Raw genomic sequence first — 15,877 nt, 5'->3', positions numbered from 1 at the left:
ATTGAAACACTGGATTACTGTTGCATTCGCCCTGCTCGGGGCCACCCCTGCGCTGTCCGAAGCCCAACTTGTCGCCAAGTTCGCCTTCAACATCCCAGGGGCCGAGGAGCTGTCCGCCATTGAGCTTAACCCAACGGGCACGGCCTTCACCATGGTCACGGACCGCGGCTATCTCTTGCGGGGCGAATTGACCCGAAACGACCAGGTTCTGACGGGCTTGTCCGTCAGGCAAATGATCCCTCTAAACGGAGAGGATGGTCGGCCTCTGCGCGACGGACAAACCGACTCCGAAGGGATCGCCTTTGGTCCCAACGGCCAGATTTATATCAGTTTCGAAGCCCGTTCCCGCATCATGGCCTACGATCAGCCCGACGGCCCTGCCCTGCCATTTGCACGCTCCGCCGACTTTGACAGCTTTCAATCGAACGCTGGGCTAGAAGCACTCGCCACTGGGCCAGATGGCACGATCTACACCGTCCCCGAACGCTCTGGCCGCTTTGACCTACCGTTTCCCGTCTACCGCTACCGCAATGATTGGGACGTCGCTTTTACCATCCCTCGCAGCGACTCTTTCCTCGTAACGGGCGCGGACATCGGACCCGATGGCAAATTCTACCTGCTTGAGCGCGACTTCCTCGGCGTCGGGTTTAGGTCCCGTGTTCGCCGTTTCGACATGGACGGCACGAATGAGGAAACCCTCCTCCAGACCGAACTGCGCACCCACAGCAACCTCGAAGGCATCGCCGTCTGGCGCGATGAAACAGACCATATCCGCCTCACCATGGTGTCCGACAACGGCCAGACCTTTGGCCCGAGCACTCTGGTCGAGTATCAACTGACCGATTGACAGAAGGTCGCAGCGGCTCTAATCAACCGCGTCCCCGAAAGGGGCCAAGTCGCCGCTACCTTGTAAAAACGGAATATAGACATGACCCGTATCCTCTTTGGCGTTCTCGCCATGGCCATCGTTGTAGTGGCCTCGAACATCCTCGTTCAGTTCCTCATCCTTGATGGGATCCTAACTTGGGGTGCCTTCACCTATCCGATCGCGTTCCTCGTGACCGACATCATGAACCGCGTCTATGGCGCGCAGGCTGCTCGCAAGGTGATCCTTGCTGGCTTTGTCGTCGGTATCGTCTGCTCGTTGATCGGCAACCAGATCCAACTCGAGTTCGGCCCAGCCGTTCCGCTGCGTATCGCGATCGCGTCTGCAACGGCGTTCCTCGTCGCGCAACTCCTTGATGTTGCTATCTTTAACCGCCTGCGCAACGGCAGCTGGTGGAAAGCTCCGATCATCTCGACTGTCATCTCATCGACCGTTGATGCTGTGCTTTTCTTCACCATCGCTTTTGCTGCTTTCATCAATTTCGGGGAAACGGCGAATGCTGAGATTTCTTGGGCTTGGGACGCGATGCCGGTGATGACGGTGGGCGCTGAGATGCCGTTTTGGGTGACTTTGGGCGTTGCGGACTATGCCGTGAAACTGGCGATTGCGCTTCTCGCGCTTGTGCCTTTCCGCGTCATTGTCGGCCAAATGTTGGCCAAAAAATCGGCAGCGTAACAAAAGTTTCACTAAATCTGGCTCAAAAAGTTTTGACATACACGACATATGTGTCACCCTGAGTTTACAGGCGAAACTCATTGAAAGGAGGTGATCCAGTGTCAAGAAAGGTATTGGAGAATGGTGTCGGGACAGCTTGGGGGGATCGCAGCTAAGGCAGCCCTTGGCTGACGACGAACTCAGGTGGGACGACCTAACCGCACCCACCTCCTGGACTTTCGAAGGGTCGCCTCATCGCCGGGGCGGCCCTTTTCCTTGCAATCGCACCTGTTTCGGGCAGATTCAGGACGTATTTGGGGAGCCACGAACGGTATCCAAATACCGCAAAACCCGCAATCGCACCCTTTTCGCCGCAAAACAGGTTTTATTTACGCTTATGCTACGGATTTCTAACGAAATCACCCTGCAAGACTGGGAACTGACCGAGCAATTTGTCCGCGCCTCCGGCCCCGGCGGTCAGAACGTGAACAAAGTGTCAACGGCGGTCGAGCTGCGGTTCGAGGCCGAACGCAGCCCCTCTCTGACCGATGCGGTGAAACGACGGCTGCGGCACATCGCGGGGTCCAAATGGACGACCGACGGCGCCATCGTGATCTTTGTACAGGACACCCGTTCGCAGGCCACCAACCGAGAGATCGCCCGCGACCGCCTCGCCCAGATGATCCTCAAAGCCACCCACGTCCCCAAACGCCGCATCCCCACAAAGCCCACGAAGGGGTCGGTCAGGAGACGGCTTGAGGCGAAGAAGATCAGGGGGGAGGTTAAGGCTTTACGCGGTAAGGTTGAGTAACTAGATAGTTAACACTCACTCTTTGTAGGGCCGCTCAAACAATGCACTTAGTTTACTATGACGAAGTCAAATACGAATTTGGTAAACAAGAAGCACATTGGTTCGGAGGTGTTGTCATATCCTCCAAAGATATCGCAAGCGTTGAGGAAAAGTTAAATCAACTTGCGAAAGATGTATTTGGGACTGCGCTTCTAAGTGTCGACACAGAATTTCATGCAAAAGATATTTTCCACGGGAAAAAGAACTTTAAAGGAAAACCGATTGATGAGCGGTTGGAGATCTTAGAGAAACTCATCGCTATCAGCGCGGAACCAGAGGTAAACTCGATCTATGCTAGGGTCCGACCCGAGCCAGTAACATTCATAAATACATCGCAAGATTGCGAAGAGTTTACATTTATGTGTTTTGTGGAAAGGGTAGATAGCTTTTTAAAATCAGAAAAAAGTGTGGGTATGCTAATCGGCGATTATGATGAGCCAAACATTGGTCCATCAGTCGCAAACTTGTCGAAATTTAGGGAAGAGGGAACAAGCCGTCTTTTAGGGCGCGAAATTAAACAACTAGTCGACACGGTCCATTTCGCGAAAAGTCATCATAGTAGGTTAATCCAATTAGCGGACGTCGATTTATATTGTCGTCAATTTTTACATGGCGACAATACTTCCACTCACCGATCAAAACTCGAAAAAATAATCAAAGGTTTCAGCGCAAAGCGCTTCCCCAAGAGATACAAAGATTACCCGAGTAAGTGATGACCGGCGCCATAAGGCTGTCAAGACGAGTGTCACTGAACTGCCGGTCTTCATGTTCTGTTATAATGCAAAATGCATTAACAACAAGTAAATGTTTTGCTGAAAAATCAAACCCTAACCTCCCGCGCCTCCTGCTCACCGACTCCGAACACGCGCTTATAGCGGGCGACTTCATCGGTGGGGCCCATGGCTTTGTTGGGGTTGTCGGAGAGTTTGACGGTGGGGGCGCCGTTGGCTTCGACCGCTTTACAGACGAGCGAGAAGGGGGCGAGGGCGTCTCCGTCAGTGAGGCCGATAAAGTCGTTGGTGAGCATGGTGCCCCAGCCAAAGGAGGCCTTCACGCGCCCACGGAACTGGTCTGACAGTTCGTGGATTTTGTGCACGTCCAGCCCGTCCGAGAAGATGATGAGCTTTTTCGTGGGGTCTTCGCCACGGGCCTTCCACCATTGGATCGCGGTCTCGGCCCCTTCGGCGGGATCGCCAGAGTCGATGCGGATGCCCGTCCACTGGGCGAGCCAATCGGGGGCGTTGTCGAGAAAGCCCTTGGTCCCGTAGGTGTCGGGCAGGATGATGCGGAGGTTGCCGTCGTGTTCCTCGTGCCAATCGGCGAGCACGTCATAGGGCGCGCGGCGGAGGTCCTCGTCGGTTTTGGCGAGGGCGGCGTAGACCATGGGAAGCTCGTGGGCGTTGGTGCCGATGGCTTCGATGTCGCGCTTCATGGCGATTTTGCAGTTCGAGGTGCCGATGAATTTATCGCCGAGGCCTTCGATGAGGGCCTGAACGCACCAGTCCTGCCAGAGGAAGCCATGGCGGCGGCGGGTGCCGAAGTCCGCGAGTTTCAGGTCGGGGATCGTGCGGAGGGATTCCACCTTTTCCCAGAGTTTCGTCATGCCGCGGGCGTAGAGCACTTTGAGTTCGAATTTACCCATGGTGTTGAGGACCGCGCGGGAGCGGAGTTCCATCAGGATGGCGAGCGCGGGGATTTCCCAGAGCATGACCTCGGGCCAGGAGCCTTCGAAGGTGAGTTCGTATTGGCCGTCGTGTTTTTCGAGGTGGTAGGCGGGCAGGCGGAGGTTCTCGAACCACTCCATAAAGTCGGGGCGGAACATCTGGCGTTTGCCGTAGAAGGTGTTGCCGCGCAGCCAAGTGGATTCCCCGCGGGTGAGCGACAAGGACCGCACGTGGTCGAGTTGTTCGCGCAGTTCGCCTTCGTCGATCATGTCAGCAAGGCGGATGTGTTTGGCGCGGTTGATCAGGCTAAAGGTCACGCGGGTGTCGCGTTTGTTGCGGAACACCGACTGACACATCAGCAGCTTGTAGAAGTCCGTATCGATGAGCGACCGCACGATAGGGTCGATCTTCCATTTGTGGTTATAGACGCGAGTTGCGAGATCGACCATGACACGGGGCCTTTCGGATTACGTTAGGGCCGCTTAGATCAAAGATCAGGGGGCAGGTGCAAGGTTCACTTGTCCCGAGGGGTCCAATCTAGTGGTTTGGCGTTGCTACGAAGGCGCAGGGCGAGGCCCAGCGTGACGCCCGTGCCGATGGCGATGGTGAGGTCGGTGAGGACCGTCAGGCCGAGCGTGATCAGGAGGAGCGCGACATTTGCGCGGTCATCGCGCATCCATTCGCCCCATTTGTGCGGCTCTGCCATGTTCCATGCGGTGAGGATCAGGAGACCAGCCAGCGCGGGCATTGCTAGACCAGAGGCGAGCGGGGCAGCGACCCACATCACGACGAGGATCACCAGCGCGTGGATCATGCCAGCGAGCGGTGTCCGCCCCCCTGCCCGCACGTTGGTCGCGGTGCGTGCGATGGCGCCTGTCGCGGGCAGTCCCCCAAAGAGCGGCGAGGCGAGGTTGGCGATGCCTTGGGCCAAAAGCTCTGCGTTGGGTTTGTGGCGGTCCGAAATCATGCGGTCGGCGACGATGGCCGAGAGGAGCGATTCAATGCCCGCGAGGAAGGCGATGATCATGGCCGAGGGGAAGAGTTCCCTTAGGCGGGCGAAATCCATGTCGGGGAGCTGCGGCGCAGGCAGAGATGCGGAGAGCGTGCCGAAACGGTCGGCAATCGTATCAACGGGTAGGTTAAACAGCGGCACAGCGACCGAGGTCGCGGCGACAGCGACGATCAAACCCGGCCAACGCGGGGCGGCGCGGCGCAGTGTATAGATCAATACCATCGTCACCAGAGTGACCCCAACAGCGGCGAGAGAAAGGGTGTCTCGGGCTTCCCACAGGGCGGGGATTTTCTCGATCATATCGGCGGGAAGGTGGTCCATCGTCAGACCCAGACCGTCCTTGATCTGGCTGGATGCGATGATAACGGCGATGCCGATGGTAAAGCCGTTGATGACGGCTTCGGGGATGTGGCGGATGAGGGTGCCAGCGCGCAAGGTGGCGGCGATGATCAGGATGATCCCCGCCAAAAAGGTCGCGAGCAGAAGGCCATCGAACCCGTGGCGGGCAATCACGTCATAGACGACAACGATAAACGCACCTGTCGGGCCGCCGATCTGCACGCGGCTGCCGCCAAAGGCCGAGATCAAGAAGCCCGCGACAATCGCAGTGACCAGCCCCGTCGACGGATCAGCACCCGAAGCAATCGCAATCGCGAGGCTCAGCGGCAGAGCCACCATCGCCACGGTGATGCCCGCAAACACATCGGCACGCAGACTGGCCAGCGTGGTCGCTGGCAGGGTCGATAGCAATTTGGGGGTCATGATGTCCGTCCTCTCGGGCGGATGCTGCTCCTCAACTGCTTCTATTGCAAGGAAATTTAGAGGACCGATACGCCTGCGCTTTTCATCCCCTCAATCGCGGCGGCAAGCGATCCGTCAAAGTTGATCCCACGGCAGAGGTCGGTTCGAACGGTCACTTTGAACCCGAGGTTCGCCGCATCAACGGCCGAGTAGTTCACGCAGAAATCAGTTGCGAGGCCGACGAGGGTGACGTCGGTGATGCCGCGCGTTCGAAGGTAACCTTCGAGGCCCGTTGGGGTGGTATGGTCGTTCTCAAAGAACGCAGAGTAGCTGTCGATGGCGGGGTTCATGCCCTTGCGGATGATCAGATCAGCATCGGTGCGGAGATCGGCGTGGAAATCGGCGCCCGTGGTGCCTTGGATACAGTGATCGGGCCAGAGGACCTGTGGGCCATAGGGCATGTCGATCAGTTCGAGCGGGGATTTTCCTGCGTGAGACGAGGCAAAGGAGGAATGGCCCGCGGGGTGCCAGTCTTGGGTCAGCACAACGACCCCGAAGTCATCCATCAGCGCGTTGATCCCGCTGACGATGTCGTCCCCACCCGCAACGGCGAGCGCACCACCGGGGCAGAAGTCGTTTTGAACATCGATGACGATCAGTGCGTGGGTTTTGGGGTGCATGGGACTCTCCGTTTTCGGCGTGGCCATACCCTAGCGGTTGCAGGACCACCGTCAATGCGCCTACCTCGTTTGGCCAGACTTGCCCGCACGCTGCGACAGGCGTATGGAAACCCCATGTATACTGTCTGCGCGCTCTATCATTTCACCCCATTCCCCGACCCCGCTGCAATCCGTGGGCCGCTCCTTGAGCTGTGCCAACGCGAAGGGATCACAGGGTCGCTCCTTCTTGCGAAAGAGGGGATCAACGGCACCGTTGCTGGTTCTGAAGCTGCGATCAATACCATGCTGGCGCACATCCGTGCGCTACCTGGCTGTGCCGATCTGGTTTGGAAGAACTCGACCGCGAAGGATCAGCCCTTTGGCAAAATGAAGGTGCGCCTGAAGAAAGAGATCGTGACCATGGGCCAGCCGGACATTGATCCGCGTGCTGCTGTGGGCCACTACGTCGAGCCGAAGGATTGGAACGATCTCATCACTGCGCCCGACGTTGTGGTGATCGATACGCGCAACGACTACGAATATTCGATCGGCACCTTTGAGGGCGCGATTGATCCGCAGACCAAATCGTTCCGCGAGTTCCCGCAGTGGTGGGAAGAGAATAAAGATCGGTTCCACAACAAACGGATCGCGATGTTCTGCACCGGCGGTATTCGCTGCGAGAAATCGACGAATTTCGTCAAACAACAAGGCATTGACGAAGTTTACCACCTCAAGGGCGGCATCCTGAAATACCTCGAAGAGGTGCCTCAGGAAGACAGCAAATGGCAGGGTGATTGCTACGTGTTCGACGGACGTGTGTCAGTTGGGCATGGATTGGTTGAGGGTCCGCACGAGCTCTGCCATGCATGCCGTCGTCCTGTGATGCCAGAGGACAAATCGCGCCCCGAATGGGAAAACGGCGTGTCCTGCCACCAGTGCGTTGACGAGACCTCGGACGAGGATAAGGCGCGGTTCCGTATGCGCCAGAAACAGATCGAGCTTGCCCGTGAACGGGGCGAAAAGCACTTGGGTCGTTAACCCGCGCGTAGGCCCGTTTCGACCAACAGGCCAAGGCGTTTGGCCTCGTAATAGTAGCCGCGTGCATACCACATGATCGCTTCGTCCTCGTCTCCGCCAGAGACGAGCCACGCGCCGCGCAAGTAACGTCCCGCGTACTGCAGGTTAGTTTCTGCGTCCAACAGCCCGCTGTCGGGGCCTTCATACCCCATCGTTCTGGCCGTCTGCGGAAGGATCTGCATGAGGCCGTAATAGGGGCCATTGCGGGCACCCGCGCGGTAGTCGCTTTCGCGCTGGATCACGCGGTGGAGCAATGTTCTAGGAATTTCATGCCTATCCGCCCATTTGTTGACCAAGACCCGCATTTCAGGCGTCTCACCCGGGAAAAACGGCGGGTTATAGCCGTGGTCGAAAGTGGTCAAATCCCCGCCTTTGCCGCAAGCAGCGAGCGCGGAGAGGGTAACAAACAAGGCGTGGCGACGTGTGATCATGGCCTGTCTTAGCGTGGGGCGATACCGTCGGATAGTGGGTGCGAAAAGATCGGCGAACTTGCGCCAAGCGGTTTGGCCCTTTACCCCTTAATCATACGACAGCGGGAGGCACGAGATGCTGGGCTATCTAACACTGATTTTCAGTTGCCAATTGATCGGCGAAGTCATCGTGGGCACGCTCGCCCTACCCGTCCCCGGCCCCGTGGTCGGCATGGTTCTGCTGTTCATCTACTTGATAATACGTGGTTTTGTTCCAACGGATTTAGGCGAGGTCGCCGGCGGATTGCAGAAATACATGTCGCTGTTGTTCGTCCCAGCGGGCGCGGGCGTCATGATGCATTTCGGCCTGATCGGTGAGGCGGCGTTGCCCATCGCGGCAGCACTGTTCGTCAGCACGCTGGCCACAATTGCGGTGACGGCCCTCATTATGAGCCGCCTGATGAAGCGAGGCAACTGATGGAAAACCTTCGCGATACATGGGTTTATCTGAGCGCCTCACCGCTGTTTCACCTGACGTTGACGCTGGTCGCGTTTCAGGGGGCGTTTTGGCTGTTCGAAAGGGCGGGGCGTAACCCGATTTTGAATCCCGTTCTAATTTCGGTGATCGTGATCGTCGGCGTGTTGATTTCGACGGGGACAAGTTACCCGCAATACTTTGAAGGGGCGCAGTTCGTGCACTTCCTCCTTGGTCCTGCGACGGTATCACTGGCGGTTCCGCTCTATCGGCAATTGGCGAAGGTCAGACAGTCGGCCTTGGCGATTGGAGTGAGCCTGCTCTGCGGGTCGTTAACCGCGATTTTCACCGCTGTGGGCATCGCGTGGCTGCTGGGCGGAGGGCCAGATATCCTCGCCACCCTCGCGCCGAAATCAATCACCGCGCCCGTCGCAATGGCTGTCGCGGAAAAGATCGGCGGGCTGCCGTCGCTCACGGCGGTCGTCGTAATTATCACGGGCATTTTCGGCGCGATGTTCGGGACGTTCGTCCTGAATGCGGTCGGGGTCAAAGACTGGGCTGCGCGTGGGTTCGCGATGGGCACGGCGAGCCATGGGATCGGGACGGCGCGGGCGCTTCAGGTCAACGAAGTCGCGGGGGCGTTTGCGGGATTAGCGATGGGCCTCAATGCCTTAGCGACCGCGATCTTGCTGCCTGTGCTCTGGGCAATCGTGTTCTGATCACACGTCGCCTTCGGTTCGAATGTAGATCGTTTCGCCGCAGTGTTTGCAGTGAACGGCGTCCGCATCGTGGAGGATGAGGCCGCAGGTCTTGCATTCCTGTCGGACCTTGGATGGGCGAAAGAGGACTTGGAGGAGGCGCAAGAAGAGCGTCACACCAAAGATCATGACGCCGACTGACAGCATGCGGCCCCACGGACCCGTCAGGGTAATGTCGCCGAAGCCCGTCGTGGTCAGCGTCGTCACAGTGAAATAGAGCGCGTCAGCGTAGTTGCGGATCTCTGGGTTCACGTTGACTTGGGTCGCGTAGATGAGGCCCGTCATGACAAAGAGGAACACGCCGAGATTCAGGGAGGCGAGGACGATATCTTCGTTCTTGCGGAAGAAGCTGAAGTCCTGACGAAGTCTGCTAAGCAATTGATATGTATGCAGTAAGCGGAGCGTACGCAGGATGCGGAGAAAGCCGACGCCTTCGCCTGTGATCGGTGCGAGGAAGGATAGTACCGCTGCAACATCAGCCCATGTCGCGAGGCGGAATGCCATGAGGCGTTTTTCTTTTTCGATCCAGAAGCGGATGAAGAAGTCCGTCAGGATCAAAACGCCGAATACCGCATCGATGATTTCGATGGTGACGGTATGGTCATAGAATGATGTTCCAATCACAAAGAGGATTGTCGCGATGTCGAACACGAGGACGCCGTAGCGAAACCGATGTGCGGCGACGGTGTCGTCTTCGTAGAGGGAACGGATTTTTTCCATGTCGTCGGGCCGAAAGCAAAAGACCCGCCCAGTTGGGGCGGGTCAGATTGATTAGAAGTCGAGGTTTTCGACGCTCAGCGCGTTTTGCTGGATAAAGTCGCGCCGTGGTTCAACTTCATCGCCCATCAGCTTGCTAAAGATGTCGTCGGCTTCAACCAAATCGTCGATCTTAACCTGCAAGAAGGTGCGTGCATCTGGGTCCAGCGTGGTTTCCCAAAGCTGGTCAGGGTTCATCTCGCCCAGACCTTTATAACGTTGAATCGAAAGACCTTTTTCGCCTTCTTCGAGGATCGCTTGCAGCAGGCCGAGCGGACCGTAGATGACCTGAACGCGGTCTTTGCGGATCAGTTTCGCGGGTTCGTTGTAGACTTCTTGCAGCGCCTCGGTGAAGGAGCCCGTTTTGCGCGCCTCGCCAGAGCGGAGCATGCCGCCGTCGAGGGTGCGGACCTCTTCTACGCCGCGCAAAATACGGGCGAGACGAATGCCGTGATCCTGAGTGATACGACCCGTCCAACCGCGTTCGTATTCAAGAGCGATGAGGTCCAGACGTTTCGCGACCTGGTCCGCGACGCCCTGAAGGTCAGCGTCCACAGCCCCCGGAACAAAGGCACCAGCGACAGCGGCTTGTTCAAGAATGTGGCGCGGGTAGTGGGTCGGGAAGGCGTCGATTACACGTTTCAGGCTGCGTGCGTTTTCAACAACGCGGAGCAAGTCCTGACCCGCAAGTTCAGCGCCATTCGACAGACGCAGGATCGCACCGTCCACGCCTTGCTGGATGAGGTATTCATCCATCGCGGCCTGATCTTTGAGGTAAACCTCTGATTTACCGCGCGAAACCTTATAGAGAGGGGGCTGCGCGATATAGAGGTGACCTGCTTCGATCAGTTGCGGCATCTGACGGAAGAAGAAGGTCAAGAGCAGCGTTCTAATGTGCGCACCGTCTACGTCCGCGTCGGTCATGATGACGATCTTGTGGTAGCGGAGTTTCGACAGATTGAATTCGTCGCGACCAATGCCAGTTCCGAGCGCCATGACGAGGTTGCCGATTTCCTGCGACGACAACATGCGGTCGAAACGAGCGCGTTCGACGTTCAGAATCTTACCTTTGAGAGGCAAAATAGCCTGCGTGCTACGGTCACGACCTGTCTGCGCGGAACCACCTGCGGAGTCACCCTCGACGAGGAAGACTTCGGTCTTGGACGGGTCTTTTTCCGAACAATCCTTGAGTTTGCCAGCGAGGAAGTTGACGTCCATCGCGGTTTTGCGGCGGGTCAATTCACGGGCTTTGCGGGCTGCTTCACGGGCCAGAGCGGCCTCGATGATTTTGCCGACGATCTGTTTGGCTTCGTTCGGGTTTTCCTCGAACCATTCAGACAGTTTTTCGCCAACGAGGTTCTCGACCGCAGGACGGACCTCGGATGAGACGAGTTTGTCTTTGGTCTGGGACGAGAACTTCGGATCAGGCACTTTGACCGAGAGAACGCAGGTCAGACCTTCGCGGGCGTCGTCGCCAGAGAAGGAAACCTTTTCCCTTTTCGCGATCCCGCTTTCCTGCGCGTATTTGGTCAGGGTGCGGGTCAGCGCAGCGCGGAAGCCCGCCAAGTGGGTGCCGCCATCGCGCTGCGGGATGTTGTTGGTAAAGGGCAGAACGTTTTCATGGTAGCTGTCGTTCCACCACATCGCGACCTCAACGCCGATGCCGTCACGTTCACCGTTCACAAAGATCGGCTCTGGGAACATCGGGTGTTTGGAGCGATCGAGGTATTTCACAAACTCTTTCACGCCACCGTCGTAGAACAGTTCCGTCTTGATCGCTTCGGCAGGGCGCTCATCTTCGACGAGAATGCGGACGCCAGAGTTCAGGAAGGCCAGTTCGCGCAGACGCTTTTCCAGAACATCGTAGCTGTATTCGAGGTTCAAGAAGGTGCCGTCGGGCGAATTCGTGCGGGAGGACGCCATAAAGCGGACCTGCGTGCCTTTTTTGCCCGGAGTGTCACCGACCACGCGGAGCGGTTCGACGGTCACGCCTTTTTCAAAGCGGACGTAGTGTTCTTTGTCGTTGCGCCAGATGCGCAGTTCGAGCCAGTCGGACAGCGCGTTCACAACGGAAATACCCACGCCGTGCAGACCGCCAGAGACCTTGTAGGAGTTCTGATCGAACTTACCACCCGCGTGCAGCTGGGTCATGATAACCTCAGCGGCGGAAATGCCTTCTTCGGAGTGCATGTCTACGGGGATACCGCGACCGTTGTCGGTCACGGAAACAGAGCTATCCGCGTGAATTTTCACAGAAACATGGTCGGCGTGGCCAGCTAGTGCTTCGTCGATGCCGTTATCGACGGCCTCGTAGATCATGTGGTGCAGGCCAGACCCGTCGTCGGTGTCGCCAATATACATCCCAGGGCGCTTGCGGACAGCGTCCAAGCCCTTGAGAACTTTAATAGAATCGGCGCCATACTCGGCTGGCTGCTGCTCTTGATCGGACATTCGGTGTTTTCCCGTTATTCAGTTGCCAAAATATAGAAAATTGGCAGGGGAATGTCACGCAGTTCGCACCATATTTTGTGTTTATAAAAAGGGGATAACGACCCCGACAGCTACCAGTAGCCACCCTGCCGTCAGGTTCATCCGTTTGAGCGCGCGTGGAGAGGTCAGAAGCGCCCGCACCTTGCCGATAAATGCGCCCATGATGAGGTTGCCGATCAGTGGCACGATGGCCGAGAGTGCACCTATGGCCACGATGTCTGCGACGGTGAGTTGGGACAGGTCAAAGAAGCCCGGCAGCATGCCCATGTAGAACAAGATCGCCTTGGGGTTCCCGATGATCACGGCGAGGCCCGCGACAAAGCCTGCGATGACGCCCGGACGGGTTAGGCGGCTGTCAGAGGCGATGGATTTGTCGGCGTTGCGGATGACCATGTAGCCCATGAACAGGAACGTCACCGAGGCCACGTAGCGCATCAGGTCCAAGAAGCCCGCGTATTGACTCACGATCCACGACACGCCGAGGATGGCGAGGACGGACCACATCACATCGCCGACCACCACGCCAAGGGCGAGTGGCCATGCAGCGCGAAACCCGCCTGACATCGCACGCGCCATGAGCGCAACCCAGACAGGGCCGGGAGTCATGAACAGAATGAAAAGCGCGCCTGCGTAAAGCGCAAGCTGTTGAATCGTCAGGGTCATTCGGACCTCGGTAAAGTTAAGCTGCCGTCGTCGGAGAGCGGCCAAAATGGATTGTGAGCGAGTTCCCAAACGTGACCGTCGAGGTCTGCGTAGTAGCCAGAGTAACCGCCCCAGAACACTTTTTCGGGCCGTTTCAGGCAGGTCGCACCAGCGGACAGGGCAAGTTCAAAAGCGGCGTCGACGTCTTCGACGGTGTTGAAATTCTGAGCCAATGTGACTGCCCCCGTCCCGAGCTGCGCGTCTGGGCGACCTTGGTCTTTCGCCAGTTCGTCGAGCGGGAACAGGCCCAGGAGTTGTCCATGGAGTTGGTAGAACGTCACTCCAGGTTGCTCTTCGGCGGGTGACCAGCCGAGGGCCGCGTAGAAGGCCTTGGATTGTTCGAGGTCTGCCACGCCGAGGGTGATCAAGGTGACGCGCTGAGGGGTCATGGAAGATCCTTTTGGGTGGTAATGGACGTGTCATTATCTTCTGTAATTTCAATGTATTGCGCGCGCGATTGCAGTTCTTCGAACAGTTCTGGACCGGTGCCAGTCATGAACGCCTGTGCCCCCAACGCGCATATTTCATCATAGAGCGCGGCGCGGCGGCCTGCGTCAAGGTGGGCTGCAACTTCGTCCAGCAAAAGGATCGGCGGGGCACCGAAATCACGAGCCAAAGCGCGACCATTGGCGAGGATCAGCGAGATAAGAAGCGCTTTTTGTTCACCCGTCGAGCAATCAGAGGCGGGAACGCCTTTGGCGCGGAATGTGGCGTCCAGATCGCTACGATGCGGGCCGATCAGGGTGCGGCCAGCGGACATATCGCGCTGACGGTTGGCTGCGAATTGGTCGCGCAGGGACGTTTCGTCCTCGGCCAAGTCCTCTGCGTGGGTCAGCGCCAAATCCGCGATGGGAAAGGCGGTTTCGGCGGCGTCTTGGGCATCCTGAAGCTCTGCTATGGCGCGGTTGCGATTGGCGGTGATCGCAATGCCAGCCTGCGCCATCTGCGTCTCTAGAGCGGCATACCAATGAGCATCGCGCACCATGTCTTTGAGCAGGCGATTGCGTTCGCGCATGGCTTTTTCATAGGTCAGAACGGCCTCGGCATGAGAGGGTTCAAAGCTCATCGTCATTCGATCAAGGAACCGACGGCGCCCGTCTGCCCCCTCGATCCAAAGGCGATCCATAGATGGCACGAGCCAGAGGACGCGAGCAATGCGGCCTAGTGCTACTTGCGGCGCGGCTTTACCATCAATGCGAAGTTGGCGGCCCTTGTCGGGCTCCATCCACGTCTCGACCTCGTGAAACTGATGGAGAGACGTAATTTCCGCGCTGATTTTCCAGCCGAGCGCCTCTTGCTTGCGGATCATATCCTCGGCTGCGGCGCGACGAAGGCCACGACCAGGGGAGAGGAGCGAGACGGCCTCTAGAATGTTGGTCTTGCCCGCGCCGTTAGGTCCGTAGATCGCAACGGGGCGGCCATCAAACTCTGCCACGGCGCGTTTGTGCGACCGAAAATGGGAAAGCTTGAGCACATCAACAGAAAGGCCGCTCATGCGCGGCCCTCCCTAATTCCAGTCTGTCGATGGCTGCTGACCAAGGTCAGACGCGCATCGGCATGACGACGTAGACGGCAGAGGTGTCGTTACCTTCGCGCATCAAGGTCGGGTCGCCTGACGAGTTGAACAGGAATACTGCATTTTCGCGGTCCACTTGGGATGCGATTTCAAGCAAGTATTTGGCGTTAAAGCCGATTTCCAGGCGTTCGTCGTCATAGGCAACAGCCAGTTCTTCGGTCGCGGCACCGCTGTCAGGGGCGTTGACGGAGAGAACCAGACGGTCCTCGTCGAGCGACAATTTGACGGCGCGGGAGCGTTCAGATGACACGGTTGCCACACGATCCACGGCCTTTGCGAAATCGCTCGCGTCGACTTCGAGCCTGCGGGTGTTCCCCTGTGGGATCACGCGGGTGTAGTCAGGGAAGGTGCCGTCGATGACCTTGGAGGTCAGGGTGATGTTCGGGGTCGCAAAGCGGACTTTGGTTTCCGAAACCGATACGGCGATCTGCATATCATCGTCGTCGAGCAGTTTGCGAAGTTCGCCAACGGTTTTACGCGGAACGATCACGCCCGGCATATCGCTTGCGCCATCAGGCAGAGCGGCGTCGATGCGGGCCAGACGGTGGCCGTCGGTCGCAACGCAGCGCAGCGCGGGGCCGTCTTCGCCCGTGGCGACGTGCATGTAGACGCCGTTCAGATAATAACGGGTTTCTTCGGTCGAGATCGCGAATTTCGATTTATCGAACAGGCGGCGCAGAACTGGTGCAGGTGCGGCAAAGTTCGTCGCGTAGTCGGACGACGCCATCACGGGGAAATCTTCTTTGGGAAGGGTCGCGAGGCTAAAATTCGAACGACCTGCTTCGATGGTCAGACGACCTTTGACGCCGTCTTCGGTCAGGGTGACCAGCGCGCCATCGGGCAGTTTGCGAACGATTTCGTTCAAGGTAACGGCGGCGACCGTGGTGGCGCCAGCGCGTTCGACCATTGCGGATGCTTTATCAACGACTTCGATGTCGAGGTCGGTGGCGCGGAACTGAACGCTATCGCCTTCGGCTTCGATCAAGACGTTGGCCAGAATTGGAATAGTGTTCCGGCGTTCAACAACCGATTGGGCTTGTGCGACTGCCTTGAGCAAAACCGCGCGTTCGATACTGAATTTCATGTCCCTCGCTCCGCTTCTCGGACCTGACAAGGCCGGGAGGTGAAAACTATACGTTTCCCCTCTCGGCTCAAGCTCTTTTTGTC

General features: G+C 57.8%; 17 protein-coding genes. 7 read left to right on the top strand and 10 right to left on the bottom strand.

Annotated elements, in window-relative coordinates:
• The first annotated feature begins 1 nt into the window (after nt 1).
• The 4 genes from QWY83_RS02075 (at nt 2) to QWY83_RS02060 (ending at nt 3,103) form a co-directional block, all read left to right on the top strand.
• Nucleotides 2–847, top strand: coding sequence for an esterase-like activity of phytase family protein (locus QWY83_RS02075; protein ID WP_249946185.1), 846 nt, complete (start codon nt 2–4; stop codon nt 845–847).
• Nucleotides 848–928: 81 nt separating this feature from the next.
• Complete coding sequence (locus QWY83_RS02070; RefSeq protein ID WP_249946186.1) at nt 929–1,561, top strand: queuosine precursor transporter; 633 nt, start codon at nt 929–931, stop codon at nt 1,559–1,561.
• A gap of 376 nt (nt 1,562–1,937) precedes the next feature.
• Nucleotides 1,938–2,351 carry an alternative ribosome rescue aminoacyl-tRNA hydrolase ArfB gene (gene arfB, locus QWY83_RS02065; RefSeq protein WP_249946187.1) on the top strand — a complete coding sequence of 138 codons (414 nt, stop codon included), beginning with the start codon at nt 1,938–1,940 and terminating at the stop codon, nt 2,349–2,351.
• A gap of 41 nt (nt 2,352–2,392) precedes the next feature.
• Entirely contained in the window at nt 2,393–3,103 is a 711-nt protein-coding gene (locus tag QWY83_RS02060) for a DUF3800 domain-containing protein (protein WP_249946188.1), read from the top strand.
• 107 nt (nt 3,104–3,210) lie between these two features.
• Here the strand turns inward: QWY83_RS02060 and pncB are convergent, their stop codons facing one another.
• From pncB to pncA, 3 genes are all read right to left on the bottom strand, one after another.
• Complete coding sequence (pncB, locus tag QWY83_RS02055) at nt 3,211–4,503, bottom strand: nicotinate phosphoribosyltransferase (protein ID WP_249946189.1); 1,293 nt, start codon at nt 4,501–4,503, stop codon at nt 3,211–3,213.
• Nucleotides 4,504–4,568: 65 nt separating this feature from the next.
• Entirely contained in the window at nt 4,569–5,828 is a 1,260-nt protein-coding gene (locus QWY83_RS02050; protein ID WP_249946190.1) for a SulP family inorganic anion transporter, read from the bottom strand.
• Between the two features lie 56 nt (nt 5,829–5,884).
• On the bottom strand, nt 5,885–6,487 hold the full coding sequence (gene pncA / locus QWY83_RS02045) for a bifunctional nicotinamidase/pyrazinamidase (protein ID WP_249946191.1): 603 nt from the start codon (nt 6,485–6,487) through the stop codon (nt 5,885–5,887).
• A 114-nt stretch (nt 6,488–6,601) separates the two neighbouring features.
• On the opposite strand from pncA, the gene trhO reads away from it, so the two are divergent.
• The gene (gene trhO / locus QWY83_RS02040) at nt 6,602–7,504 is read left to right on the top strand and encodes an oxygen-dependent tRNA uridine(34) hydroxylase TrhO (RefSeq protein ID WP_249946192.1); all 903 of its coding nucleotides are present in this window, start codon (nt 6,602–6,604) and stop codon (nt 7,502–7,504) included.
• Here the strand turns inward: trhO and QWY83_RS02035 are convergent.
• Nucleotides 7,501–7,974 (bottom strand): lytic transglycosylase domain-containing protein, encoded by a 474-nt coding sequence (locus QWY83_RS02035; protein ID WP_249946193.1) that lies wholly within the window; start codon nt 7,972–7,974, stop codon nt 7,501–7,503. The two genes, trhO and QWY83_RS02035, sit on opposite strands and share 4 nt — an antisense overlap.
• A gap of 115 nt (nt 7,975–8,089) precedes the next feature.
• Between QWY83_RS02035 and QWY83_RS02030 the strand changes: the two genes are divergently transcribed.
• A complete protein-coding gene (locus QWY83_RS02030) occupies nt 8,090–8,431 on the top strand; it encodes a CidA/LrgA family protein (RefSeq protein ID WP_249946194.1) in 342 nt (113 codons plus the stop codon).
• Nucleotides 8,431–9,147, top strand: a complete 717-nt coding sequence (locus tag QWY83_RS02025; protein ID WP_249946195.1) for an LrgB family protein — start codon at nt 8,431–8,433, stop codon at nt 9,145–9,147. The genes QWY83_RS02030 and QWY83_RS02025 overlap by 1 nt, the downstream gene beginning before the upstream one ends.
• On the opposite strand, the gene QWY83_RS02020 is transcribed toward QWY83_RS02025, so the two are convergent.
• The 6 genes from QWY83_RS02020 to dnaN all read right to left on the bottom strand — a co-directional run bounded on the left by QWY83_RS02020 (nt 9,148) and on the right by dnaN (nt 15,794).
• On the bottom strand, nt 9,148–9,906 hold the full coding sequence (locus QWY83_RS02020; protein WP_249946196.1) for a potassium channel family protein: 759 nt from the start codon (nt 9,904–9,906) through the stop codon (nt 9,148–9,150).
• A 51-nt stretch (nt 9,907–9,957) separates the two neighbouring features.
• A complete protein-coding gene (gene gyrB, locus QWY83_RS02015) occupies nt 9,958–12,393 on the bottom strand; it encodes a DNA topoisomerase (ATP-hydrolyzing) subunit B (protein ID WP_249946197.1) in 2,436 nt (811 codons plus the stop codon).
• 81 nt (nt 12,394–12,474) lie between these two features.
• A complete protein-coding gene (locus QWY83_RS02010) occupies nt 12,475–13,095 on the bottom strand; it encodes a LysE family translocator (protein ID WP_105233972.1) in 621 nt (206 codons plus the stop codon).
• A complete protein-coding gene (locus QWY83_RS02005) occupies nt 13,092–13,523 on the bottom strand; it encodes a VOC family protein (protein ID WP_249946198.1) in 432 nt (143 codons plus the stop codon). The genes QWY83_RS02010 and QWY83_RS02005 overlap by 4 nt, the downstream gene beginning before the upstream one ends.
• Nucleotides 13,520–14,629, bottom strand: coding sequence for a DNA replication/repair protein RecF (gene recF / locus QWY83_RS02000; RefSeq protein WP_249946199.1), 1,110 nt, complete (start codon nt 14,627–14,629; stop codon nt 13,520–13,522). The genes QWY83_RS02005 and recF overlap by 4 nt, the downstream gene beginning before the upstream one ends.
• Nucleotides 14,630–14,675: 46 nt before the next feature.
• Nucleotides 14,676–15,794 carry a DNA polymerase III subunit beta gene (gene dnaN, locus QWY83_RS01995; protein ID WP_067551899.1) on the bottom strand — a complete coding sequence of 373 codons (1,119 nt, stop codon included), beginning with the start codon at nt 15,792–15,794 and terminating at the stop codon, nt 14,676–14,678.
• Between the last annotated feature and the right edge of the window lie 83 nt (nt 15,795–15,877).

It is taken from the genome of Marivivens donghaensis (genome assembly GCF_030410045.1).
Lineage (GTDB): Bacteria > Pseudomonadota > Alphaproteobacteria > Rhodobacterales > Rhodobacteraceae > Marivivens > Marivivens donghaensis.
The sequence above is the reverse complement of the archived record's forward strand: the minus strand, read 5'-3'. Positions and strand labels throughout refer to the sequence as shown.